At 67.7% G+C, this 21,782-nt stretch carries 22 protein-coding genes and 2 tRNA genes; 20 read left to right on the plus strand and 4 right to left on the minus strand.

Features of this window, described 5'->3' with window-relative positions; genetic code table 11:
- Positions 1-166 precede the first annotated feature (166 nt).
- Positions 167-784 (plus strand): ATP-dependent Clp protease proteolytic subunit, encoded by a 618-nt coding sequence (locus tag H2041_RS02730; protein WP_293409484.1) that lies wholly within the window; start codon positions 167-169, stop codon positions 782-784.
- A gap of 71 nt (positions 785-855) precedes the next feature.
- Here H2041_RS02730 and H2041_RS02735 read toward each other — a convergent pair whose 3' ends face one another.
- Together H2041_RS02735 and H2041_RS02740 are read right to left on the minus strand one after the other, a co-directional pair.
- Positions 856-1,251 carry a nucleoside triphosphate pyrophosphohydrolase gene (locus H2041_RS02735; protein WP_293409169.1) on the minus strand — a complete coding sequence of 132 codons (396 nt, stop codon included), beginning with the start codon at positions 1,249-1,251 and terminating at the stop codon, positions 856-858.
- Entirely contained in the window at positions 1,248-1,868 is a 621-nt protein-coding gene (locus H2041_RS02740; RefSeq protein ID WP_293409171.1) for an HAD-IB family hydrolase, read from the minus strand. The genes H2041_RS02735 and H2041_RS02740 overlap by 4 nt, the downstream gene beginning before the upstream one ends.
- A 372-nt stretch (positions 1,869-2,240) precedes the next feature.
- Between H2041_RS02740 and clpX the strand changes: the two genes are divergently transcribed.
- From clpX to H2041_RS02770, 6 genes are all read left to right on the plus strand, one after another.
- Entirely contained in the window at positions 2,241-3,503 is a 1,263-nt protein-coding gene (clpX, locus tag H2041_RS02745; RefSeq protein WP_293409173.1) for an ATP-dependent Clp protease ATP-binding subunit ClpX, read from the plus strand.
- Positions 3,504-3,771: 268 nt separating this feature from the next.
- Entirely contained in the window at positions 3,772-6,168 is a 2,397-nt protein-coding gene (lon, locus tag H2041_RS02750) for an endopeptidase La (RefSeq protein ID WP_293409175.1), read from the plus strand.
- Between the two features lie 159 nt (positions 6,169-6,327).
- Positions 6,328-6,603 (plus strand): HU family DNA-binding protein, encoded by a 276-nt coding sequence (locus H2041_RS02755; RefSeq protein ID WP_293409177.1) that lies wholly within the window; start codon positions 6,328-6,330, stop codon positions 6,601-6,603.
- 126 nt (positions 6,604-6,729) lie between these two features.
- Positions 6,730-6,806 (plus strand) — tRNA-Val (locus H2041_RS02760).
- Positions 6,807-6,833: 27 nt separating this feature from the next.
- The gene (locus tag H2041_RS02765; RefSeq protein ID WP_293409180.1) at positions 6,834-7,763 is read left to right on the plus strand and encodes an aldo/keto reductase; all 930 of its coding nucleotides are present in this window, start codon (positions 6,834-6,836) and stop codon (positions 7,761-7,763) included.
- A gap of 81 nt (positions 7,764-7,844) precedes the next feature.
- Complete coding sequence (locus H2041_RS02770; RefSeq protein ID WP_293409182.1) at positions 7,845-9,767, plus strand: NAD(P)/FAD-dependent oxidoreductase; 1,923 nt, start codon at positions 7,845-7,847, stop codon at positions 9,765-9,767.
- 56 nt (positions 9,768-9,823) lie between these two features.
- Here the strand turns inward: H2041_RS02770 and H2041_RS02775 are convergent.
- Positions 9,824-9,900 (minus strand) — tRNA-Asp (locus H2041_RS02775).
- 54 nt (positions 9,901-9,954) lie between these two features.
- Entirely contained in the window at positions 9,955-11,508 is a 1,554-nt protein-coding gene (locus H2041_RS02780) for an AbgT family transporter (RefSeq protein ID WP_293409184.1), read from the minus strand.
- Positions 11,509-11,755: 247 nt separating this feature from the next.
- Here H2041_RS02780 and H2041_RS02785 point away from each other — a divergent pair, with 247 nt between their 5' ends.
- The 13 genes from H2041_RS02785 (at position 11,756) to nuoK (ending at position 21,773) form a co-directional block, all read left to right on the plus strand.
- A complete protein-coding gene (locus tag H2041_RS02785) occupies positions 11,756-12,133 on the plus strand; it encodes an NADH-quinone oxidoreductase subunit A (RefSeq protein ID WP_293409186.1) in 378 nt (125 codons plus the stop codon).
- Positions 12,103-12,684 carry an NADH-quinone oxidoreductase subunit B family protein gene (locus H2041_RS02790; protein WP_293409188.1) on the plus strand — a complete coding sequence of 194 codons (582 nt, stop codon included), beginning with the start codon at positions 12,103-12,105 and terminating at the stop codon, positions 12,682-12,684. Before H2041_RS02785 ends, H2041_RS02790 begins: the two co-directional genes overlap by 31 nt.
- Positions 12,681-13,313, plus strand: coding sequence for an NADH-quinone oxidoreductase subunit C (locus H2041_RS02795; RefSeq protein WP_293409190.1), 633 nt, complete (start codon positions 12,681-12,683; stop codon positions 13,311-13,313). The genes H2041_RS02790 and H2041_RS02795 overlap by 4 nt, the downstream gene beginning before the upstream one ends.
- Positions 13,310-14,545, plus strand: a complete 1,236-nt coding sequence (locus tag H2041_RS02800) for an NADH-quinone oxidoreductase subunit D (protein WP_293409192.1) — start codon at positions 13,310-13,312, stop codon at positions 14,543-14,545. Before H2041_RS02795 ends, H2041_RS02800 begins: the two co-directional genes overlap by 4 nt.
- Positions 14,542-14,892 carry a nuclear transport factor 2 family protein gene (locus H2041_RS02805; RefSeq protein WP_293409194.1) on the plus strand — a complete coding sequence of 117 codons (351 nt, stop codon included), beginning with the start codon at positions 14,542-14,544 and terminating at the stop codon, positions 14,890-14,892. The genes H2041_RS02800 and H2041_RS02805 overlap by 4 nt, the downstream gene beginning before the upstream one ends.
- A 7-nt stretch (positions 14,893-14,899) precedes the next feature.
- Positions 14,900-15,583 carry an NADH-quinone oxidoreductase subunit NuoE gene (gene nuoE, locus H2041_RS02810; protein ID WP_293409196.1) on the plus strand — a complete coding sequence of 228 codons (684 nt, stop codon included), beginning with the start codon at positions 14,900-14,902 and terminating at the stop codon, positions 15,581-15,583.
- On the plus strand, positions 15,580-15,789 hold the full coding sequence (locus H2041_RS02815) for a hypothetical protein (RefSeq protein WP_293409198.1): 210 nt from the start codon (positions 15,580-15,582) through the stop codon (positions 15,787-15,789). The genes nuoE and H2041_RS02815 overlap by 4 nt, the downstream gene beginning before the upstream one ends.
- Positions 15,790-15,794: 5 nt before the next feature.
- Complete coding sequence (gene nuoF / locus H2041_RS02820; protein WP_293409200.1) at positions 15,795-17,111, plus strand: NADH-quinone oxidoreductase subunit NuoF; 1,317 nt, start codon at positions 15,795-15,797, stop codon at positions 17,109-17,111.
- 6 nt (positions 17,112-17,117) lie between these two features.
- Positions 17,118-19,157: an NADH-quinone oxidoreductase subunit NuoG gene (nuoG, locus tag H2041_RS02825; protein ID WP_293409202.1), complete on the plus strand. Its 2,040-nt coding sequence runs from the start codon at positions 17,118-17,120 to the stop codon at positions 19,155-19,157.
- A 3-nt stretch (positions 19,158-19,160) separates the two neighbouring features.
- A complete protein-coding gene (gene nuoH, locus H2041_RS02830; protein ID WP_293409204.1) occupies positions 19,161-20,246 on the plus strand; it encodes an NADH-quinone oxidoreductase subunit NuoH in 1,086 nt (361 codons plus the stop codon).
- Positions 20,246-20,743: an NADH-quinone oxidoreductase subunit NuoI gene (nuoI, locus tag H2041_RS02835; protein ID WP_293409206.1), complete on the plus strand. Its 498-nt coding sequence runs from the start codon at positions 20,246-20,248 to the stop codon at positions 20,741-20,743. The genes nuoH and nuoI overlap by 1 nt, the downstream gene beginning before the upstream one ends.
- Positions 20,744-20,850: 107 nt before the next feature.
- The gene (locus H2041_RS02840) at positions 20,851-21,468 is read left to right on the plus strand and encodes an NADH-quinone oxidoreductase subunit J (protein ID WP_293409208.1); all 618 of its coding nucleotides are present in this window, start codon (positions 20,851-20,853) and stop codon (positions 21,466-21,468) included.
- Positions 21,465-21,773: an NADH-quinone oxidoreductase subunit NuoK gene (nuoK, locus tag H2041_RS02845; protein WP_293409210.1), complete on the plus strand. Its 309-nt coding sequence runs from the start codon at positions 21,465-21,467 to the stop codon at positions 21,771-21,773. Before H2041_RS02840 ends, nuoK begins: the two co-directional genes overlap by 4 nt.
- Positions 21,774-21,782: the final 9 nt, after the last annotated feature.

Consider the following 21,782-nt stretch of genomic DNA (forward strand, 5'->3'; position numbering starts at 1 on the left):
CTTCCGATCCCGGCGCGGCCTTGGCGCAGCGCCGGGATCGTGCGTCTTTAGGGGTTCGGAAACGCGCTTGCCCCGAGGGTCGCCTTGCATCCCTCCCTGCGAGACGCGATATCGGAGAGGACGACGGCGATCGGTGCGATCGCCCATCGAGAAGGGCTTCCTGCTTATGCGTGACCATGTGACCACCGCGCTCAACCTCGTGCCCATGGTGGTCGAACAGACCAGCCGCGGCGAACGGGCCTTCGACATCTTCTCCCGCCTGCTCAAGGAGCGGATCATCTTCCTCAACGGGCCGGTGGAAGACGGCATGTCGGCGCTGATCTGCGCCCAGCTGCTCTTCCTGGAGTCGGAGAACCCGAAGAAGGAAATCTCCATGTACATCAACTCGCCCGGCGGGATCGTGACCTCCGGCCTGGCGATCTACGACACCATGCAGTACATCAAGAGCCCGATCTCGACGGTGTGCCTGGGCATGGCGGCGTCCATGGGCTCCTTCCTGCTCATGGCCGGCGAGAAGGGCCAGCGGATCGCCCTTCCGAACGCCCGCATCATGGTCCACCAGCCCTCGGGCGGCTATTCGGGCAAGGCCTCGGACATCCAGCGCCACGCCGAGGACATCATCAAGACCAAGCGCCGGCTGAACGAGCTGTACGCCAAGCACACCGGCCAGCCGATCGAGGTGGTGGAGCAGACGCTCGACCGCGACCACTTCATGACCGCCCAGGAAGCCAAGGAGTGGGGCCTCGTGGACCACGTCTACGAACGTCGGACCGAGGAAGACTGACGCCCACGAGGCGGCTGACGACAATGGAGGCGCGGCTCTCGAGCCGCGCCTTTTTTGCGGCCGGGGCCGCCTCAGCCCTCCCGCGGATAGGCCTCGGGCCGATCAAGATAGTAGGCGATCGCGGGAAGCCCGGCGTCGCCCTCCACCGCTTCGTTGTAGATGCGCCCTTCGAAGCCGCCGCGTTCGGCGCGCTTGGCGATCCGGGCGGCCTCGACCGCTTCCAGCGCCAGGCCCTCGGCCTCGGCCAGGGTCCGCAGCACCTCCAGGACGTCGGCCAGTTCGGCGGCGAGCGCCTCGGGCCCTTCGGCCGCGGCCGCCTCGGCGGCCTCCTCCACCAGCTTCGCCCGCAGGGCCGCGCGGAAGCTCGCCTCGTCCAGCCGGCGCTCGAAGACGGACAGCCCCTGGTCGCGCATCATCCGGGGCAGATGGTCGCGGATGAGCTTGCCGACGCGGAAGCGAAGCCTCACGGGCTCTCCCTGAAAACGCGATAGCCCTTCTCGTCGGCGATCTTCAGCATTTCGCGGTCGCCGCTGGTGTCGCCATAGGCGGCGCGCAGGCGCACGCCGGGGCCGAACATGGCCTCCAGGCGGGCCACCTTCTCCGGACCGCGGCAGTTGCGGCCGAGGAAGGCGCCGGCGACGCGATCCTCGGAATCGAAGGCCAGCTGCGTGGCGATCAGGACATCGGCGCCCAGGCCGCGGGCGAAGGGCTGGACGATCAGGTCCGGCGAGGCGGTCACGATGACCATCTTGGCCCGCCGCTCGCGCCAGCGTCGCCAGGTGCGCAGGGCGTCCGGCCGGAGCAGGCGCGGCGCATAGGCCTCGGCGAAGGCGCGGGCCTGGATCTCGAGCTCCTCGCGTGGGACGCCGATGAGGAATTCCCGGACGGCCGCGGCCTTGATGCGCCCGCGGTTGCGGTGGAACAGATAGGCGCCTCCGGCGGGCGCCAGCCTGCGCATGCCCCGGGCCCAGCGGGCGCGGCCGGCGCGCCACTTCAGGAAGGTCGTGAAACTGTCCTTGGTGGTCAGGGTGCCGTCGAAATCGAAGGCGACGATGCCCATGTCTTCGGCAGGATCATCCATCATGGCGCCCGGAACTCCGTTGCGCCGAAATAACGCAGTTTGAACATTCAGCCCCTCCAGCCCGCCATCCTTGCGAAATGCGGGCCGGCTCATCTGCGCAAGCTGAGCCACGACGAGACCTTTGGGGGCAGGGGCCGTGTAGGTCGACTTGCGCCAAACCGATACAATCCCATCTAGAGATTCGAAATTGCGCGCCACCGGGCGCCCTTCGCCGAATGACCCTCGGCGGCGAGCCAAGGCTTGTGATCCCGGCGCGGATCAGGGAATGTCAAGACTTAGACAACCCCCGGCGCGTATCCTGCAAGAATGGCGGGAAATCGCCGCCCGCCGAAGGGCGGCGTTTCGTCCGGCGTCGTCGAGAGAGTGAGACTGAACATGACCAAGGCCGCGAGCGGGGACTCCAAGAGCACGCTGTACTGCTCCTTCTGCGGAAAGAGCCAGCATGAAGTCCGCAAGCTCATCGCGGGTCCCACGGTGTTCATCTGCGACGAGTGCGTCGAGCTGTGCATGGACATCATCCGCGAGGAGCACAAGATCTCCTTCGTGAAGTCCAAGGACGGCGTCCCGACGCCCCGCGAGATCCGTGAAGTCCTCGACGACTACGTGATCGGCCAGGACCACGCCAAGAAGGTGCTCTCGGTCGCCGTCCACAACCACTACAAGCGCCTGAACCACGCGACGAAGAACAACGACGTCGAGCTGGGCAAGGCCAACATCCTGCTCATCGGGCCCACCGGCACGGGTAAGACCCTGCTGGCCCAGACGCTCGCCCGCATCATCGACGTCCCCTTCACCGTGGCCGACGCCACGACCCTCACCGAAGCCGGCTATGTCGGCGAGGACGTCGAGAACATCATCCTGAAGCTGCTGCAGTCGGCCGACTACAATGTCGAGCGGGCGCAGCGCGGCATCGTCTATATCGACGAGGTCGACAAGATCAGCCGCAAGTCGGACAACCCGTCCATCACCCGCGACGTGTCGGGCGAGGGCGTCCAGCAGGCGCTGCTCAAGATCATGGAAGGCACGGTCGCCTCCGTGCCGCCCCAGGGAGGCCGCAAGCATCCCCAGCAGGAGTTCCTGCAGGTGGATACGACCAACATCCTGTTCATCTGCGGCGGCGCCTTCGCCGGCCTCGACAAGATCATCTCGGCCCGCGGGCAGGGGACCTCGATCGGCTTCGGCGCCAAGGTCGCCGACCCGGACGAGCGCCGCACCGGCCAGATCCTGCGTCAGGTGGAGCCGGACGACCTGCAGCGCTTCGGCCTGATCCCGGAGTTCATCGGCCGCCTGCCCGTGCTGGCGACCCTGGACGATCTGGACGAGTCGGCCCTGGTGAAGATCCTCACCGAGCCGAAGAACGCCTTCATCAAGCAGTACCAGCGCCTGTTCGAAATGGAGAATGTCGGCCTGACCTTCACCGACGACGCCCTGAACGCCGTCGCCCGCAAGGCCATCGCCCGCAAGACCGGGGCGCGCGGCCTGCGCTCGATCCTGGAAGGCATCCTGCTCGACACCATGTACGAGCTGCCGACCTATGACGGGGTCGAAGAGGTGGTGGTCAACGCCGAGGTCGTCGAAGGCCGGGCCCAGCCGCTGATCATCTACGCCGAGCGGCGCGACAAGGGCGGCGCGGCCTAAGGGCCGCCTGCTCCGGCGAACCTGGACGGCCCCGCAGGCGTTGCGGGGCCGTTCTCGCTTGTCGTCACGGCCGCGAACCCCTGACACGTTGTCGCGCAGGGGGCCTGCCCAGCTTGAACCGCGCGGGGAAGCGTCCACATAAATAGTCCGAAGAAGCCGCCGTCATGGCGGACGGGCCGTCCGACTCAGGCGCATCGTCTGGCGTAACCACGGTCCACAGGTCGAGCCTTGCTTAAGTTCGAGGGGGCCGACCGGGAGTGAAAGCATCATGTCCGAGACCAAGACCCTTCCTGTCCTGCCGCTGCGCGACATTGTCGTTTTTCCGCACCAACCCGTGCCGCTCTTCGTCGGGCGGGAGAAATCCGTGCGGGCGCTCGAAGAGGCCATGCGCAACGAAGGCAAGGAAATCCTTCTGCTGACCCAGAAGGACAAGGACGACGACGATCCGGCGCCCGTGGCCATCTACGAGGTCGGCGTCGTCGCCACCATCCTGCAACTGCTGAAGCTGCCCGACGGCACCGTGAAGGTGCTGGTCGAAGGCAAGTCGCGCGCCGGCGTCGCCCGCTATGTGCAGCAGGCCGACTACTATGAGGCGGAGATTACCGATCTCGCCGAAGACGGCCTGGGCTCGTCCGAGGCCGAGGCCCTGTCCCGGGCCGTGGTCGAGCAGTTCGAAACCTATGTGAAGCTGAACAAGAAGGTTCCGCCCGAGGCGCTCGCGGCCATGCCGCAGATCGAGAACCCCGGCGAACTGGCCGACCGCGTGGCTTCCCACCTGTCGGTCAAGATCAGCGAGAAGCAGGCCCTGCTCGAGATCTTCGACGTCGTGAAGCGGCTGGAGAAGGTCTACGCCCTGATGGAGGGCGAGATTTCGGTCATGCAGACCGAGAAGAAGATCCGTAACCGCGTGAAGCGTCAGATGGAGAAGACGCAGCGCGAGTACTATCTGAACGAGCAGATGAAGGCGATCCAGCGCGAGCTGGGCGAGCAGGACGACACCCGCGACGAGCTGAACGAGCTCGAGAAGCGGATCAAGAAGACCAAGCTCTCCAAGGAAGCCCGCGCCAAGGCCGAATCCGAGCTCAAGAAGCTGCGCCAGATGAGCCCGATGTCGGCGGAATCCACCGTCGTGCGGAACTATCTGGACTGGCTGCTGTCCATCCCGTGGGGCAAGACCAAGCAGAAGGGCATCGACCTGGCCAAGGCCGAGACGATCCTCGACGAGGATCACTACGGCCTGGAGAAGGTCAAGGAGCGGATCCTGGAGTACCTGGCCGTGCAGGCGAGGACCGGTTCGCTGAAGGGCCCGATCCTGTGCCTCGTCGGTCCTCCCGGCGTCGGCAAGACCTCGCTCGGCCGCTCGATCGCCAAGGCGACGGGCCGCGAGTTCGTGCGCGTGGCCCTGGGCGGCGTGCGCGACGAGGCCGAGATCCGCGGCCACCGCCGGACCTATATCGGCTCCATGCCCGGCAAGGTCATCCAGTCGATGAAGAAGGCCAAGACCACCAACGCCTTCTTCCTGCTCGACGAGATCGACAAGATGGGCTCGGACTACCGCGGCGACCCGGCCTCGGCCCTGCTTGAGGTGCTGGACCCGGCGCAGAACTCCACCTTCGCCGACCACTATCTGGAGGTGGACTACGACCTGTCGCCGGTCATGTTCGTGACCACGGCAAACTCGCTCAACATGCCCCAGCCCCTGCTGGACCGCATGGAGATCATCCGCATCCCCGGCTACACCGAGGACGAGAAGGTCGAGATCGCCAAGCGCCACATCCTGCCCAAGCTGACCAAGGACCACGGCCTGAAGCCCGAGGAGTTCGTGGTGCCGGAGGAGGCCATCCGTGACCTCATCCGCTACTACACCCGGGAAGCCGGCGTGCGGAATCTGGAGCGCGAACTGGGCAATCTGGCGCGCAAGACGGTCCGCGACCTGGCGCGTGAGAACCTGACCTCGATCACCATCGACGCCGAGCGGCTCGCCAAGTACGCCGGCGTGCGGAAGTACCGCTACGGCGAGACCGACGCGGAGGATCAGGTCGGCATCATCACGGGCTTGGCCTACACCGACTTCGGCGGCGACATCCTGACCATCGAGGCGGTCAAGATGCCGGGCAAGGGCCGGATGACGGTCACCGGCAACCTGAAGGACGTGATGAAGGAGTCGATCTCGGCGGCGAACAGCTATGTCCGCAGCCGTGCGACGCAGTTCGGCATCGAACCGCCGGTCTTCGAGAAGACCGACGTCCACATCCACGTGCCGGACGGCGCCACGCCCAAGGACGGTCCGTCGGCCGGCGCCGCCATGGCCACGGCCATCGTCTCGGTGCTCACCGGAATCCCGATCCGCAAGGACATCGCGATGACCGGCGAGGTCACCCTGCGCGGCCGGGTCACCGCCATCGGCGGCCTGAAGGAGAAGCTGCTCGCGGCGCTCCGTTCGGGCGTCAAGACGGTGCTGATCCCGGAAGAGAACGAGAAGGACCTGGCGGATATCCCGGCCAAGGTGAAGGAGTCGCTGGAGATCATCCCGGTGACCACCATGGACCAGGTTCTGAGCCATGCGCTTGTCCGGGCGCCCGAGGCGATCGAGTGGAACGAGCCCGAGGCGAAGGGCCCTGTTCCTTCCGACGACGGCGAACCCGAACCGGTGATGACCCACTAGGACCGGGTTCGAAAATCTGGAACGGCGAAGCGGCGCAGGGTTTCCTGCGCCGCTTTGTTTGACGCGCCCTCCGAACCCCGCATAATCCTTGTGCGCGAAGGTGTTCCGCCGCTGCCGGCCTTCGCGAAAAAAGAAAAGGGCAGGGAGAGGAAACGACAAATGACCAAGGCTGAACTCGTCACGGCCATGGCCGAGAAGGCTGGCATCACCAAGGCGCAGGCCAAGGACGCGCTCGAGGCGTTCATCGACTCCGTCACCGGCAGTCTCAAGGGCGGCGAAGAGGTGCGTCTGGTGGGCTTCGGCAGCTTCGTGCCCGTCCAGCGCGCCGCCGGCGTGGCTCGCAACCCGCGCACGGGGGAGAGCGTCAATCGCCCCGCCTCCCAGACCGCCCGCTTCCGGGTCGGCGAGGGACTGAAGAACGCCCTGAACGCTTAAGGGCTCTGTCGGCGGCCGCCTGCGAGCGGCGCCGGCCTTGGGGGCGGTCGCGGGGCAGCGGCCGCCCTTCATGCTTTCGGAGACTCCGAATCCGGCGCGGATACGTCTATGAACGTGCGCCTCGGAGGGCGGCTAGCTCAGCTGGTCAGAGCACCTGGTTTACACCCAGGGGGTCGGGGGTTCGAACCCCTCGCCGCCCACCACCGCCACGCCCTTCTGGCGAGATGCCGATGCGCCACCGCCCCCTCGGCCGTACGGGCCTGACCGTCTCGGAGATCGGCTTCGGCTGCGCCAGCTACTGGGGCCTGCGGCGCTTTCCCGAGCGCGAGGCCCTCGGCCTCGTCCATCGCGCCATCGACCTCGGGATCACGCTCTTCGACACCGCGCCCGGCTATTCCCGCGGCGAGGCTGAGCCGAGGCTGGGACGGGCGCTGGGGGGCCGCGACCGAGACCGGCTGGTCATCGCCACCAAGGCCGGCACTTTTCACGCCGGCGGCGGCCGGATGGGCCGGGACTTTGCGCCCGCGGCGATCGTCGCGAGCGTGGAGGCGAGCCTGCGCCGTCTCGGCCTTGAGCACCTCGATATCGTGCAGCTTCACGGGCCGGCGGCGGCCGAGCTGACGGACGACCTCTTCGAGGCGTTTGCGGGCCTGAGGGCGCGGGGGCTCGTGCGGGCCTTCGGCGCCAACAGCTTCGACCCGGCCGTGCTGTCGGCGGTGATCGAGTGCGAGGCCTTCGATCTCGTCATGCTCGACTACAACGTCCTGCGTCCGGAGCGGGCGCCGCTCGTCGCGCGCGCCGCGGCGCTGGGGAAGGGGGTGCTGGCGGGCATGCCGCTGGCCATGGGCCACGTCGACCAGCAGATCGGAAAGGTGCGGGGCCCGCGCGACCTCTGGTACGCCGCCCGGGCGCTGAAGAACCATCGCCGGGAGGTGGGGCAGGGCGCGAGGTTCGGCTTCCTCCGGGACCTGCCGGACATGAGCGCGGCCCAGGCGGCGCTCGCCTACGTGCTGGCGGACCCCGGAGTCGCCTGTGCGGTCACGGGGACCACGCGGCGCGAGCATCTCGAAGCCAACGCCGCGGCCTCCGGCCTGGCCTTGCCCGAGGCCGTCATGGCGCGCATCCGTGCGGTTCAGGCGGAGCTTGCCCGAACGTCCTGACGGTTCTGCAAGGTTTCCGGACGGCGCAGCCGGGGGTTATCGTTCGTCTCAGAACAACGACAAGCTTCGCGGAAACGTCCCATGAGCCCCTCCGAGCAAGAGCTGGACGCGGCCCTCGCCGCCGCCCACCTCCCGGCCCTCGTCCTCTCCATGGTGCATCTCACCGGCGATCCGGGTTGGCTGAAGCCGGAGTGGCGACCGACCTACACGCCCTTGGCGCGCGGCGACATCGGCGTGCCGGAGGCCGAGCAGGCGAGACTCCGCGCCGCGGCGCGGCCGGTCATCGCCGCCCATCTGTCGGGCGAGCTGAAGCCGGCGCCGACGCCGGGGCCCGAGCTGGTCCGGCAGATGATGGACTTCATCGCGGGGACGGAGATCCCGGCCGGCTATGTGGACTTTCTGTCGGACGAACTGGCCCTGTCCGGCGACAGCTCCAAGACCCCGGACTGGAGCGAGGACGAACGGCGGGCGGCCGGATCCATGAAGGTGCTGGTCATCGGGGCCGGCATGTCGGGCCTGCTTGCGGGAATCCGGCTGTCACAGGCCGGCGTCCCCTTCGAGATCGTCGAGAAGAACGCCGAGGTGGGCGGCACCTGGTTCGAGAACACCTATCCCGGCTGCCGGGTCGATTCCTCGAACCACATGTACTCCTACTCCTTCGAGCCGAACCACGGCTGGCCGCAGCACTTCTCCACCCAGCCGGTGCTGCTGGACTACTTCCGCGGGGTCGCCGAGCGCTACGGCCTGCGCCGTCACATCCGGTTCGAGACGACCGTCGAGGCGATGGACTGGGACGAGGCCGCCGCCCAATGGCGCGTGCGGCTGCGCCTCCCCGACGGGGCCGTCCGCACCGAGACCGCCACCGCCGTCATCTGCGCCGTGGGCCAGCTGAATCGCCCGCGCCTCCCCGACATTGCGGGGCGGGAGAGCTTCGAGGGCCCCGCCTTCCATTCCGCCCAGTGGCGTCACGACGTGGATCTGACGGGCAAGCGGGTCGCCGTCATCGGCACAGGCGCCAGCGCCTTCCAGTTCGTGCCGGAGATCGCCGGAAAGGTGGCGCGGCTGGAGGTGTTCCAGCGAACGCCGCCCTGGTGCTTCCCGACGCCGCACTATCACGACGACGTCCCCGCCGGCATGAACTGGCTGCTGGAGCACGTGCCCTATTACGACAAGTGGTATCGCTTCTTTCTCTTCTGGACGGCCACCGATGGCCTGCTGCCGGCCGTGAAGGCGGATCCGGACTGGCAGGGACCGCCGACCGCCGTCAGCCAGGTCAACGCCGGCTTCCGGGAGATGATCGCCCAGGCCCTGGCGGCGCAGGCGGGCGAGCGCGCTGATCTCGCCGCCAAGATCGTGCCCGACTATCCGGTGGGCGGTAAGCGGGCCCTGCTCGACAACGGCGTATGGGTGAGGGCGCTGAAGCGGGACAATGTCGCCCTGGTCACCGAGCCGATCACCGCCATCGAGCCGGCCGGCCTGCGGACCGCCGACGGCGCCCTGCACGATGCCGACGTGCTGATCTACGGCACCGGGTTTCAGGCCAGCAACTTCCTCTGGCCGATGCGGATCAAGGGCCGGGGCGGCCGCGACCTGCACGCGACGTGGGACGGGGATCCGCGGGCCTATCTCGGCATGACCGTGCCGGATTTCCCCAACCTCTTCATGATCTACGGACCGAACACCAACATCGTGGTCAACGGCTCCATCATCTTCTTCTCCGAATGCAGCGTCCGCTACATCCTGGGATGCCTGAAGATGCTCGCCGCCAGCGGCGCCCGAGCGCTCTCGCCGCGGGTCGAAGCGCACGACGTCTTCAACGCCCGCGTGGACGCGGCCAACCGCGGATGGGCCTGGGGCGCGCCGCAGGTGTCGAGCTGGTACAAGAACGAGAAGGGGCGCGTGACCCAGAACTGGCCGTTCGCGCTGGTGGACTACTGGCGCGCGACGCTTGCGCCGGATCCGGAGGACTTCGAGTTCGACAAGGCGACGGCGGCGGTGGCCTGAGGCGGCCCCGTCGCATCGTTGGATTGTCTGGAAGCGAGGAGCGCCATGGGACCCCATGGCGCGAGTGACGGGGCTCGAACCCGCGACCTCCGGCGTGACAGGCCGGCGCTCTAACCAACTGAGCTACACCCGCTTAGGGTCTCGCGTCGCCGCGAGGCGCGTCTGATAGGTCCCGGCCTGAATCATGTCAACGGGGCATCGACGCAGATATCGCATCCGGCGGTGAATAATGCACAGACGCCGCCGGTCCCAGCGGCGCCTCGAGGGCCGACCAGAGGCCGACCAGCAGCATGCCAGCGCACATCATGGCCGCGGAGTAGGGCAGCATGGCGCTGATCAGGCCGCCGACGCCGAAGCCCGGCCGCCAGCGCTGGCAGAATCCCAGGACCAGGCCGAAGTAGGGCATCAGCGGCGAGGCCATGTTCACGCTCGAATCGCCCATGCGGTAGGCGGCCGTCGTCATCTCCGGGCTGATTCCCAGCAGCATCAGCATCGGCACCAGCACCGGCGCCAGCGCCGCCCATTTCGCCGAGGCCGAGCCGATCAGCATGTCCAGGCCGGCGGTGAGCAGGACGATGGCCATCAGCAGGATGGGAATGGGCAGGCCGGTCGAGCGGATCGCCTCGGCGCCGTGGATGGCGATGATCACGCCCAGGTTCGACCAGCTGAACATGGCGATGAAGTGGGCGGCGGCGAAGGCCAGTACGATGTAGGGCGCCATGGCCGCCATCGACTCCGAGGCCAGCCGGACGAGGTCCCGGTCGGAGCGGATCTGCCGCGTCATCAGGCCATAGGTGACGCCTCCGGCCAGGAAGAGGACGAAGAAGCCGGCCACCAGGGACCGAAAGAAAGGCGTCCAGCGCCCCGGCCCCTCGGCGGCCCGGTCGAGCAGCGGCGCGCCGGGCGCGAGCACGAGCGCCGCCCAGGTGAGCACCACCGCCAGAATGGCCAGGCCCGCGCCCGCGAGCGCCCGGCGCTCAGCGTCGGTGAGGGGCGCGTCCTGCGCCGGCTGCCCCTCCGGGGGAACCCAGGGCCCCAGGCGGGGCTCCACAACATTGACCGTGACCCACCAGGCCACCGGCACGAAGACGAGGGCGCCGGCGGCGGTGAAGAACCAGTTGCCCACCAGGTTGGCGCGCCAGGTCTCGTCGATCAGCCGCGCGGCCGGCTCCGACAGCCCGAGAATCAGGGCGTCGAACTGGCCGGGCAGGGGGTTGCCGGCGAAGCTGCCGACCACGCCGGCGAAGGCCGCAGCGATGCCGGCGATCGGGTGGCGGCCCACGGCGGCGAAGGCGGCGCCGGCCAGGGGCAGGAGAATCACGAAGCCCGTGTCGGCCGCATGGTTGGAGAGGAGGCCGATCAGGATGATCACCGGCGCGACCAGTCGCCGCGGGGTGCGGCTCATCATCGCGCGGATGGCGGCCGACAGGAGCCCCACGCGCTCGGCGATTCCCGCGCCCAGCATGATGAGCAGCACGTAGCCGAGCGGAGCGAAGGCGGTCAGGGTGCGCGGCATCTCCACCAGCAGGGTGCGGACATTGTCCGGCGCCAGCAGGCTCTGAGCGCGCAGCACCTCGCCGTCCACCGGATTGACCGCGCTGACTCCGAGGAGGGCGCAGATCACGCTGGCGATCACCAGTGCGCCAATGATCCAGGCGAAGATGAACACCGGGTCGGGCAGCCGGTCGCCCAGGCGTTCGACGGCATCGAGCGCCCGGTGGACAATGGGTTTTCGGCTCAATACGGCCTCCCTCGCAACCTCCGGGAGCGTAGGGCGCCGGGAGGGGGCGACAAGCCCTGGATGTCAGCAGTTGCGAAGCATTCGCAAAGTCTTCGCGGCTGCGCGCCCCGTGGGCGCCGGAAGCCTCGCCAACGTCTGGAGGCGGATCAGCGACGGCTCGCGCTCACGTAACTTTGTTGCGGGAATCCGCTGTTTGAACCCTGCGCATTGCTGGTCTAGAAGGGCGCGCGACTCCTTCGAGGACTCCATGAACGCGTTCCTTCTGCAGTACCTGCCGATCGTCATCTTCCTGGGGATCGCGGCGGTTCTGGGCCTGGCTTTCGTGCTGGCCGCCGCCGTGCTCGCGCCCAAGGCGCCGGACCCTGAAAAGCTCTCGACCTACGAGTGCGGCTTCAACGCCTTCGACGACGCGCGGATGAAGTTCGACGTCCGGTTCTACCTGGTCTCGATCCTCTTCATCATCTTCGACCTCGAGGTCGCGTTCCTGTTCCCCTGGGCCGTCAGCCTGATGAACCTGCCCACCGAGGCCATGCAGTTCGCCTTCTGGTCGATGATGACCTTCCTGGGCGTGCTCACCGTCGGCTTCATCTACGAATGGAAGAAGGGGGCCCTGGAATGGGAGTGATCGTTCCGGCCAACTCCGCCGGCCGCGCCAGCGTCGAGGGCTACGACCCGAAGGTCCACGACCCGTTCTTCGACGGCGTCAGCGACCAGCTCGCCGACAAGGGCTTCATCACCGCAGCCGCCGACGACCTTATCACCTGGGCGCGCACCGGCTCGCTCATGTGGATGACCTTCGGCCTGGCCTGCTGCGCCGTCGAGATGATGCAGGCGTCGATGCCGCGCTATGACCTGGAGCGCTACGGCTTCGCGCCGCGCGCCAGCCCGCGCCAGTCCGACGTGATGATCGTCGCCGGCACGCTGTGCAACAAGATGGCTCCGGCCCTGCGCAAGGTCTACGACCAGATGCCGGACCCGCGCTACGTCATCTCCATGGGCTCCTGCGCCAATGGCGGGGGCTACTACTACTTCAGCTACTCGGTGGTCCGCGGCTGCGACCGCATCGTGCCGGTGGACATCTACGTGCCCGGCTGCCCGCCGACGGCCGAGGCGCTGGTCTACGGCGTGCTGCAGCTGCAGAAGAAGATCCGCCGCACCGGGACGATCGAGCGATGAGCTGGCCCGTCACCGCCGCCGACCTGACCGCGCTCGGCCAGTCGATCGTCGCCGACAGCGCCGGCGAGATCACCAGCTTCGATGTCGCCTATGACGAGCTGAACCTGACCGCGCCGCTCGGCCGCATCGTCCAGGCGCTGACCCATCTGCGCGACCATCCGGCCTGCCGCTTCGAGGTCCTGATCGACCTGACGGCGGTGGACTATCCCGACCGCGCCAAGCGGTTCGACGTGGTCTACCACCTGCTGTCGATGAGCCTGAACCAGCGCATCCGCATCCGCGTCGAGACCGACGAGGACACGCCGGTGCCGACGGTGACCGGCGTCTATCCTTGCGCCAACTGGTACGAGCGCGAGGCCTTCGACATGTACGGGGTCTTCTTCGAAGGCCATCCGGATCTGCGCCGCATCCTCACCGACTACGGCTTCCACGGCCATCCGCTGCGGAAGGACTTCCCGATGAGCGGTTATGTCGAGCTCCGCTACGACGAAGAGCTCAAGCGCGTGGTCTACGAGCCGATCAAGATGACCGAGTGGCGGAACTGGGACTTCCTCAGCCCCTGGGAAGGCGTCGAGCGCGGCTTCTCGCCCCTGCTGCCGGGCGACGAGAAGACGGAGCCCAAGGCATGACCGGCGAAGTCGTCCCCAAGACCGAGGCCCAGGTGGCGCACAGCCCCACCCAGGAGACCGAGGTCCGCAAGTTCACCATCAACTTCGGCCCGCAGCACCCGGCGGCGCACGGCGTGCTGCGCCTGATCCTGGAGCTGGACGGCGAGGTCGTCGAGCGGGTGGACCCGCACGTCGGCCTGCTCCATCGCGGCACCGAGAAGCTGATGGAGGCCCGGCCCTATCAGCAGACGATCCCGTACTTCGACCGCCTCGACTATGTGGCGCCGATGAACCAGGAGCACGCCTATGTGCTCGCCATCGAGAAGCTGCTGGGCGTCGAGGTCCCCATCCGGGGCCAGCTGATCCGCGTGCTCTACTCGGAAATCGGCCGCATCCTGAACCACCTGCTGAACGTCACGACCCAGGCCATGGACGTCGGCGCGCTCACCCCGCCGCTGTGGGGCTTCGAGCAGCGCGAGAAGCTGATGGTGTTCTACGAGCGCGCCTCGGGCGCGCGGTTGCACGCCAACTACTTCCGCGTCGGCGGCGTGCGCCAGGACCTGCCGCCCAAGCTGATCGCCGACATCTCGGCCTGGTGCGACGCCTTCCCCAAGGCGCTCGAGGATATCGACGGCCTGATCACCGAGAACCGCATCTTCAAGCAGCGCAACGTCGACATCGGCGTCGTGACCAAGGAAGAGGCGCTGGCCTGGGGCTTCTCGGGCGTCATGGTGCGCGGCTCGGGCATCGCCTGGGACCTGCGGCGCAACCAGCCCTACGAGTGCTACAACGAGCTGGAGTTCGACATCCCGCTCGGCGTCAACGGCGACTGCTACGACCGCTATCTCTGCCGCATGGAAGAGATGCGCCAGTCCGTCCGCATCATGAAGCAGTGCTGCGAGCGGCTGGAGAAGACGCCGGGGCCGGTGCTGAACGAGGACAACAAGATCGCTCCGCCGCGCCGGGGCGAGATGAAGCGCTCGATGGAAGCGCTCATCCACCACTTCAAGCTCTTCACCGAGGGCTTCCGCACCCCGCCGGGCGAAGTCTACGCCTCGGTCGAGGCGCCCAAGGGCGAGTTCGGCGTCTATCTCGTCTCCGACGGCACCAACCGGCCGTACAAGTGCAAGATCCGCGCGCCGGGTTATCCGCACCTGCAGGCGATGGACTGGATGAACCGCGGCCACATGCTGGCCGACGTCTCCGCCATCCTGGGCTCGCTGGACATCGTGTTCGGGGAGATCGACCGGTGACGGCGGCTGCGACGCTCTCTCCCGCCGACCTGGCCCAGGGCCAGCTCGAGGCCTACAACGCCCAGGACGTGGATGCGCTCTGCGGCTTCTTCGCCGAGGACCTGATCGTGGCCGACCTGAACGGGGCGGTGACGGTGCAGGGGCTCGAGGCCTTCCGCGCCAAGCACGTGGCGCTGTTCGCCGAGCATCCGCAGAACCGCGCCGAACTGGCCCACCGGGTCGTCATCGGCGACCGGGTGATCGACCACGAGCGCGTCTATCGCAAGCCGGGTCCGGTGAGCTTCGAGGTGGCGGCCATCTACACCATCGCGGACGGCAAGATCGCCCGCATCGACTTCGTGAAGTGAGGGGCAAGTGAGCGTCCGTCGTCTTTCCCCCGAGCAGCCCGAGAGCTTCGCCTTCTCGCCCGAGAGCCTGGAAAAGGCCAAGTGGTGGATCGCCAAGTTCCCCGCCGGCCGTCAGCAGTCGGCCGTCATCCCGCTCCTCTGGCTCGTCCAGAAGCAGGAGGGCTGGGTGTCGGAGCCCGCCATCCGCTACGTGGCCGAGATGCTGGGCATGGCCCGCATCCGGGTGCTCGAAGTGGCCACCTTCTACACCATGTTCATGCTGGAGCCGGTGGGCAGCGTGGCCCTGGTGCAGGTGTGCGGCACGACGCCCTGCCAGCTGCGCGGCTCGGAAAGCCTGATGGCCGTCTGCAAGCGCAAGATCGGCGCGAAGGACCACCTGTCGGCGGACGGCAAATTCTACTGGCAGGAAGTCGAGTGCCTGGGCGCCTGCGCCAATGCGCCGATGGCCGCCATCAACGACTACTACTATGAAGACCTGACGCCGGAGAGCTTCGAGGCTCTGCTGGACGACTTCGCCGCGGGCAAGACGCCCGCGCCGGGCTCGGCCATCAAGCGCCAGGGTTCCGCGCCCGAGGGCGGGCCGCTGACCCTGCAGGACGCGGCGCTCTATGACGGCACGGCCGCCAAGCCGATCAAGACGCTGCCGAACGCCGAGCCGAAGAAGAAGCCGAAGGCGGAGACGCCGGCGTGAGCGAGGCGGCCCTGGTCAAGGCGCGCTTCAAGCGCATGGCGGCGGTCAACGCCGTCTGCCTGCTGACGGCCATCGCCGCCGTCGTGGGGGCGTTCGCGCTCGGCCAGGACTGGCTGTTCGGCGTCTTCGGCCTGGCGCTCGCCGCCGGCTTCGTGGCGCAGATCTGGTTCATCGCCGCCTTCCGGCGCGCGAAAGAAGGAGTTTGAGGGGCGTGGTCGGCATTCTCGAAGACAAGGACCGCATCTTCACGAACCTCTATGGCCTGCACGACTTCGGCCTGGAGGGCGCCAAGCGGCGCGGCGCCTGGAATGCGACCAAGGACATCCTGTCGCAGACGCCGGAGTGGATCTGCGACCAGATCAAGAATTCGGGCCTGCGCGGCCGCGGCGGGGCGGGCTTCGGCACCGGCCTGAAGTGGACTTTCATGCCCAAGCAGGAAAGCGAGCGGCCGCACTATCTGGTCGTCAACGCCGACGAGTCCGAGCCGGGCACCTGCAAGGACCGCGAGATCCTGCGCAACGACCCGCACCTGCTGATCGAGGGCTGCCTGATCGCCAGCTACGCGATCCGGGCGCACGCCTGCTACATCTACATCCGCGGCGAGTATGTCTTCGAGCGCGAGCGTCTGGAGGCCGCGATCAAGCAGGCCTACGAGGCCAAGCTGATCGGCAAGGGCAACGTCCACGGCTGGGACTTCGACCTCTACGTCACCCACGGGGGCGGGGCCTATATCTGCGGCGACGAGACCGCCCTGATGGAGAGCCTTGAGGGCAAGAAGGGCCAGCCGCGCCTGAAGCCGCCGTTCCCGGCCGGCGCGGGCATCTATGGCTGCCCGACGACCATCAACAATGTCGAGACCATCGCCACGGTCGGCACGATCCTCCGCCGTGGCGCCGAGTGGTTCGCGGGCTTCGGCCGGCCGAACAACACCGGCACCAAGCTCATGGCGATCTCCGGCCACGTGAACAAACCCTGCGTGGTCGAGGAGACCATGTCGATCCCGCTGCGACAGCTGCTGGAAGATCACTGCGGCGGGGTGCGCGGCGGCTGGGGCAATCTGAAGGCGGTCATCCCGGGCGGCTCGTCCGTGCCGCTGATCACGGCCGAGATGGCCGAGAGCGCGCTCATGGACTTCGACTCCCTGAAGGAGATGCGCTCGGGCCTCGGCACCGCCGCGGTCATCGTCATGGACAAGGACGCCGACGTGGTGAAGTCCATCGCCCGGCTTTCCTACTTCTACAAGCACGAGAGCTGCGGCCAGTGCACGCCGTGCCGCGAGGGCACCGGCTGGATGTGGCGGGTCATGGAACGGATGGTCACCGGCGAGGCCGAGATGTCCGAGATCGACCTGCTGCTCGACGTCGCCTCTCAGGTCGAGGGCCACACCATCTGCGGCCTCGGCGACGCCGCGGCCTGGCCGATCCAGGGCCTGTTCCGCCACTTCCGCCACGAGGTGGAAGAACGCATCACCCAATACCGCGCCGGCCGCCCGCACGTGCAGGGCGCCACGCTCGTGGCTGCGGAGTAAGACGACATGCCCACAGCTAAGGTCGACGGCGTCGAGGTCGAGTTCGAACCCGGCATGACCGTCCTGCAGGTGGCGGAGCTGGCGGGGAAGGAAATCCCGCGCTTCTGCTACCACGAACGCCTGTCCATCGCCGGCAACTGCCGGATGTGCCTGGTCGAGGTGAAGCCCGGCCCGCCGAAGCCGCAGGCCTCCTGCGCCCTGCCGGCCGCCGAGGGCCAGGAGATCTTCACCGACACGCCGATGGTGAAGAAGGCCCGTCACGGGGTGATGGAGTTCCTGCTCATCAACCACCCCCTGGACTGCCCGATCTGCGACCAGGGCGGAGAGTGCGACCTGCAGGACCAGGCCATGGGCTATGGCCGCGACGATTCCCGTTATCAGGAGAACAAGCGGGCCGTCGAAGAGAAGTTCATGGGGCCGCTCATCAAGACGGTGATGACGCGCTGCATCCAGTGCACCCGCTGCGTCCGCTTCATCACCGAAGTGGCCGGCGTGCCGGAGATCGGCCTCATCTCCCGCGGCGAAGATGTTGAAATCACGACCTATCTCGACGCGGCCGTGACGTCGGAGCTGAGCGCCAACGTCATCGACCTCTGCCCGGTCGGCGCGCTCACCTCCAAGCCCTACGCCTTCAACGCCCGGCCCTGGGAGCTGAAGAAGACCGAAAGCGTCGACGTGATGGACGCGCTCGGCTCCTCGATCCGCGTCGACTCCCGTGGCCCCGCCGTGCTGCGCGTGCTGCCGCGGATCAACGACGACATCAACGAAGAGTGGATCAGCGACAAGACGCGCTACGCCGTCGACGGTCTGTCGCGCCAGCGCCTGGACCGCCCCTATGTCCGCGAGAACGGCAAGCTGCGCGCCGCCAGCTGGGCCGAGGCGCTGCAGACGGTCGCCGCCAAGGTGAAGGCCACGGCGCCGGACCGGATCGGCGTCATCGCCGGCGACCTGCAGGACGCCGAATCGATGAAGGCCGCCATGGATCTCTTCGGCGGCCTGGGCGTCGCCAGCCTCGACTGCCGCCAGGACGGCATGGCGCTGGGGCATGGCCCCCGCGAAAGCTGGCTGATGAACTCGACCATCGCCGGCATCGAGGAGGCCGACGTCGTCCTTCTGGTCGGCACGAACCCGCGCCTGGAAGCCCCGGTGTTCAACGCCCGGCTGCGCAAGCGCTGGCTGGCCGGCGCCCTGCGCGTGGGCGTGATCGGCGAACAGGCCGACCTGACCTATGGCTACGACTATCTCGGCGCGGGCTATGAGAGCCTCGCCGGCCTGCCCAAGTCCCGCGGCGACTTCGCCAAGGCGATGAAGGCGGGCGAGAAGGTCGCCGTGATCGTCGGCGCCGGCGCGCTCTCGCGCGAGGATGGCGCGGCGGTGCTCAAGGCGGCGGCCAATGTGGCCAAGACCTTCGGGGCGACCTGGAACGTCCTGCACACGGCGGCCTCCCGCGTGGGCGGCCTCGACATGGGCTTCGTGCCCCGCGAGGGCGGCAAGAGCGCCCGCGAGCTGATCGCCAAGGGCGGCGCGGATCTGCTGTTCCTGATGGCCGCCGACGAGATGGATCTGGGGCAGACCGACGCCTTCGTCGTCTATATGGGCACCCATGGCGACGCGGGCGCGCACCGCGCCGACGTCATCCTGCCCGGCGCCGCCTACACCGAGAAGGACGGCCTCTACGTCAACACCGAAGGCCGGGTGCAGCGCGGCGAACGCGCTGTCTTCCCCAAGGGCGAGGCCAAGGAAGACTGGGCCATCCTGCGGGCGCTCTCGGAACTGCTGGGCGCCAAGTTGCCCTACGACAATCTGGGCCAGCTGCGCGCCAAGCTCTTCGCCGACCATCCGACCTTCGGCCGGATCGACTACGTGCCGGAGGCGCCGGGCGCGCTGGATCTGTCGGTGCTGGGCGGGGAGGGGGCCGCGTCCGACGCGCCCTTCAAGAGCCCGGTCAGCGCCTTCTATCTGACCAACCCCATCGCGCGGGCCAGCGTGACCATGGCCGAATGCCAGGCGCTCGTCTCGGGCGCCGAGAAGATCGCGGCGGAGTAGACCATGGACGCGACGACGAACTTCTGGGCCACCCCGGGCGGCTGGACCCTGATCACCGTGGGCCAGATCCTGGCCGTCATGGTCTGGATCCTGCTCTCGCTGGCCTTCCTGCTGCTGGCCGACCGGAAGATCTGGGCCGGCGTGCAGATGCGCAAAGGCCCCAACGTGGTCGGCCCCTTCGGCCTGCTGCAGTCCTTCGCCGACTTCCTGAAGTTCGTGCTGAAGGAGGTCGTGATCCCCGACGGCGCCGACAAGGTCGTCTTCCTTCTGGCGCCGCTGATCACCTTCATCCTGGCCTTCGCGGCCTGGGCCGTGGTGCCGCTGGCCCCCGGCTGGGTTGTCTCGGACATCAATGTCGGCGTGCTCTACCTGCTGGCGATCAGCTCGCTTGGCGTCTACGGCATCATCATGGGCGGCTGGGCGTCCAACTCGAAGTATCCCTTCCTGGGCAGTCTGCGATCGGCGGCCCAGATGGTCAGCTACGAGGTCTCGATCGGCTTCGTGATCATCACGGTGATCCTGCTGGCCGGCACCATGAACCTGCAGGCCATCGTCATGGCGCAGGGCGGCGGGTTCTGGAACTGGAACGTCCTCGGCGGCGGCCTGACCAACCTGCCCATGGCCCTGGTCATGATCCCCATGACCGTCGTCTTCTTCATCTCGGCGCTCGCCGAGACCAACCGCCCGCCCTTCGACCTGCCCGAAGCCGAGTCCGAGCTCGTGGCCGGCTATCAGGTGGAGTACTCCTCCACCCCCTACCTGCTCTTCATGATCGGCGAGTACGCCAACATCGTCCTGATGTGCGCGCTGATCACCATCCTGTTCTTCGGCGGATGGCAGGCGCCGTTCCCGACGCCGTTCCTGGAGAGCTGGCCTTCGACCGCGCAGAGCTTCTTCGGCTTCATGTGGTTCTTCGCCAAGACCGTCTTCTTCTTCTTCCTGTTCGCCATGGTGAAGGCGATCGTGCCCCGCTATCGCTACGACCAGCTGATGCGGCTGGGCTGGAAGATCTTCCTGCCGACCTCTCTCGTGGCCGTGGTCATCGTCGCCGCCTGGCGCGTGTTCGGTCCGGCCCAAGGAGCGATGTGATGAGTTTCGCCGCCCGCATCAGCCAGGCCGTCAAAGGCGCGGCGCTGATGGACTTCGTCGGGGCCTTCGGCCTGGGCATGAAGTACATGATGCGCCCCAAGGCCACCGTGCTCTATCCGAACGAGCGCAACCCGCAGTCGCCCCGTTTCCGCGGCGAGCACGCCCTGCGCCGCTATCCCAACGGGGAAGAGCGCTGCATCGCCTGCAAGCTTTGCGAGGCGGTCTGCCCGGCCCAGGCCATCACCATCGAGGCCGAACCGCGCGCCGACGGCAGCCGCCGGACGACCCGCTACGACATCGACATGGTCAAGTGCATCTACTGCGGCCTGTGCCAGGAGGCCTGCCCGGTGGACGCCATCGTGGAAGGGCCGAACCTGGAGTTCGCCACCGAGACGCGCGAAGAGCTCTACTACGACAAGGCGCGCCTTCTCGATAACGGCGACCGCTGGGAACGCGAGATCGCGAAGAATCTGGAACTCGACGCCCCCTATCGCTAAGAGACGGGCGCGATTCCAGGGCTGGGAAATCACCGCCGCACAGGGCCCCCACGGGGCCCCGGAGTGCGGCGGATCATGAATGAGTAAGGGGCGAAAGTAGAGCCGTCATGGCCTTGCAGACGATCGCATTCTACCTGCTGGCGATAGTCACCATCGGCTCTGCCTTCGCCGTGGTGTCCGCCCGAAATCCCGTGCACTCGGTGCTGTTCCTCATCCTGACCTTCTTCTCGGCGGCGGGCCTCTTCCTGCTGCTCGGGGCGGAGTTCCTGGCGATGCTGCTGGTCGTCGTCTATGTGGGCGCGGTCGCGGTGCTGTTCCTCTTCGTCGTCATGATGCTGGACGTCGATTTCGGGGCGCTGAAGTCCGGCTTCGCCCGCTACCTGCCGATCGGCGGTCTGATCGCCGGCATCCTGGCGGTCGAGATGATCGTCGTCGCCACCACGGTCGCCACCGGCGGCGCGGCGCGCGGCGCCCGCGAGCCGATGGCCGCGGCCGAGGGCCTGTCCAACACCGAGACGATCGGGCGGGTGCTCTACACCGACTATGTCTACTTCTTCCAGGCGGCGGGCCTGGTGCTTCTGGTCGCCATGATCGGGGCCATCGTGCTCACCCTGCGCCACAAGCCGGGCGTGCGCCGCCAGGTCATCGCCGACCAGGTGGCCCGCGGGCCCAAGACCGGCATGCGCGTCATCCAGATCAAGCCGGGCGAGGGGATGGGCGAATGACCATCGGGCTCAGTCACTACCTGGCGGTCGCCGCCATCCTGTTCACCATCGGCGTCTTCGGCATCTTCGTGAACCGCAAGAACGTGATCGTCATCCTGATGTCGATCGAACTGATCCTGCTAGCCGTGAACATCAACCTGGTGGCCTTCTCGGTCTATCTGCACGACGTGGTGGGGCAGATCTTCGCCATGTTCGTGCTCACCGTCGCCGCCGCCGAGGCGGCCGTCGGCCTGGCCATCCTCGTCACCTTCTTCCGTAACCGCGGCGGCATCGCCGTGGACGACGCTTCGATGATGAAAGGCTGACGGACAGCT

This window comes from Phenylobacterium sp., from assembly GCF_013911965.1.
GTDB lineage: Bacteria > Pseudomonadota > Alphaproteobacteria > Caulobacterales > Caulobacteraceae > Phenylobacterium.

Coding starts and splice junctions, on each gene's coding strand:
- H2041_RS02730 (WP_293409484.1), top strand. CDS start 167: ATGCGTGACCATGTGACCACCGCGCTCAACCTCGTGCCCATGGTGGTC.
- H2041_RS02740 (WP_293409171.1), bottom strand. CDS start 1,868: ATGATGGATGATCCTGCCGAAGACATGGGCATCGTCGCCTTCGATTTC.
- clpX (WP_293409173.1), top strand. CDS start 2,241: ATGACCAAGGCCGCGAGCGGGGACTCCAAGAGCACGCTGTACTGCTCC.
- lon (WP_293409175.1), top strand. CDS start 3,772: ATGTCCGAGACCAAGACCCTTCCTGTCCTGCCGCTGCGCGACATTGTC.
- H2041_RS02755 (WP_293409177.1), top strand. CDS start 6,328: ATGACCAAGGCTGAACTCGTCACGGCCATGGCCGAGAAGGCTGGCATC.
- H2041_RS02765 (WP_293409180.1), top strand. CDS start 6,834: ATGCGCCACCGCCCCCTCGGCCGTACGGGCCTGACCGTCTCGGAGATC.
- H2041_RS02770 (WP_293409182.1), top strand. CDS start 7,845: ATGAGCCCCTCCGAGCAAGAGCTGGACGCGGCCCTCGCCGCCGCCCAC.
- H2041_RS02785 (WP_293409186.1), top strand. CDS start 11,756: ATGAACGCGTTCCTTCTGCAGTACCTGCCGATCGTCATCTTCCTGGGG.
- H2041_RS02790 (WP_293409188.1), top strand. CDS start 12,103: ATGGAAGAAGGGGGCCCTGGAATGGGAGTGATCGTTCCGGCCAACTCC.
- H2041_RS02795 (WP_293409190.1), top strand. CDS start 12,681: ATGAGCTGGCCCGTCACCGCCGCCGACCTGACCGCGCTCGGCCAGTCG.
- H2041_RS02800 (WP_293409192.1), top strand. CDS start 13,310: ATGACCGGCGAAGTCGTCCCCAAGACCGAGGCCCAGGTGGCGCACAGC.
- nuoG (WP_293409202.1), top strand. CDS start 17,118: ATGCCCACAGCTAAGGTCGACGGCGTCGAGGTCGAGTTCGAACCCGGC.
- nuoH (WP_293409204.1), top strand. CDS start 19,161: ATGGACGCGACGACGAACTTCTGGGCCACCCCGGGCGGCTGGACCCTG.
- nuoI (WP_293409206.1), top strand. CDS start 20,246: ATGAGTTTCGCCGCCCGCATCAGCCAGGCCGTCAAAGGCGCGGCGCTG.
- H2041_RS02840 (WP_293409208.1), top strand. CDS start 20,851: ATGGCCTTGCAGACGATCGCATTCTACCTGCTGGCGATAGTCACCATC.
- nuoK (WP_293409210.1), top strand. CDS start 21,465: ATGACCATCGGGCTCAGTCACTACCTGGCGGTCGCCGCCATCCTGTTC.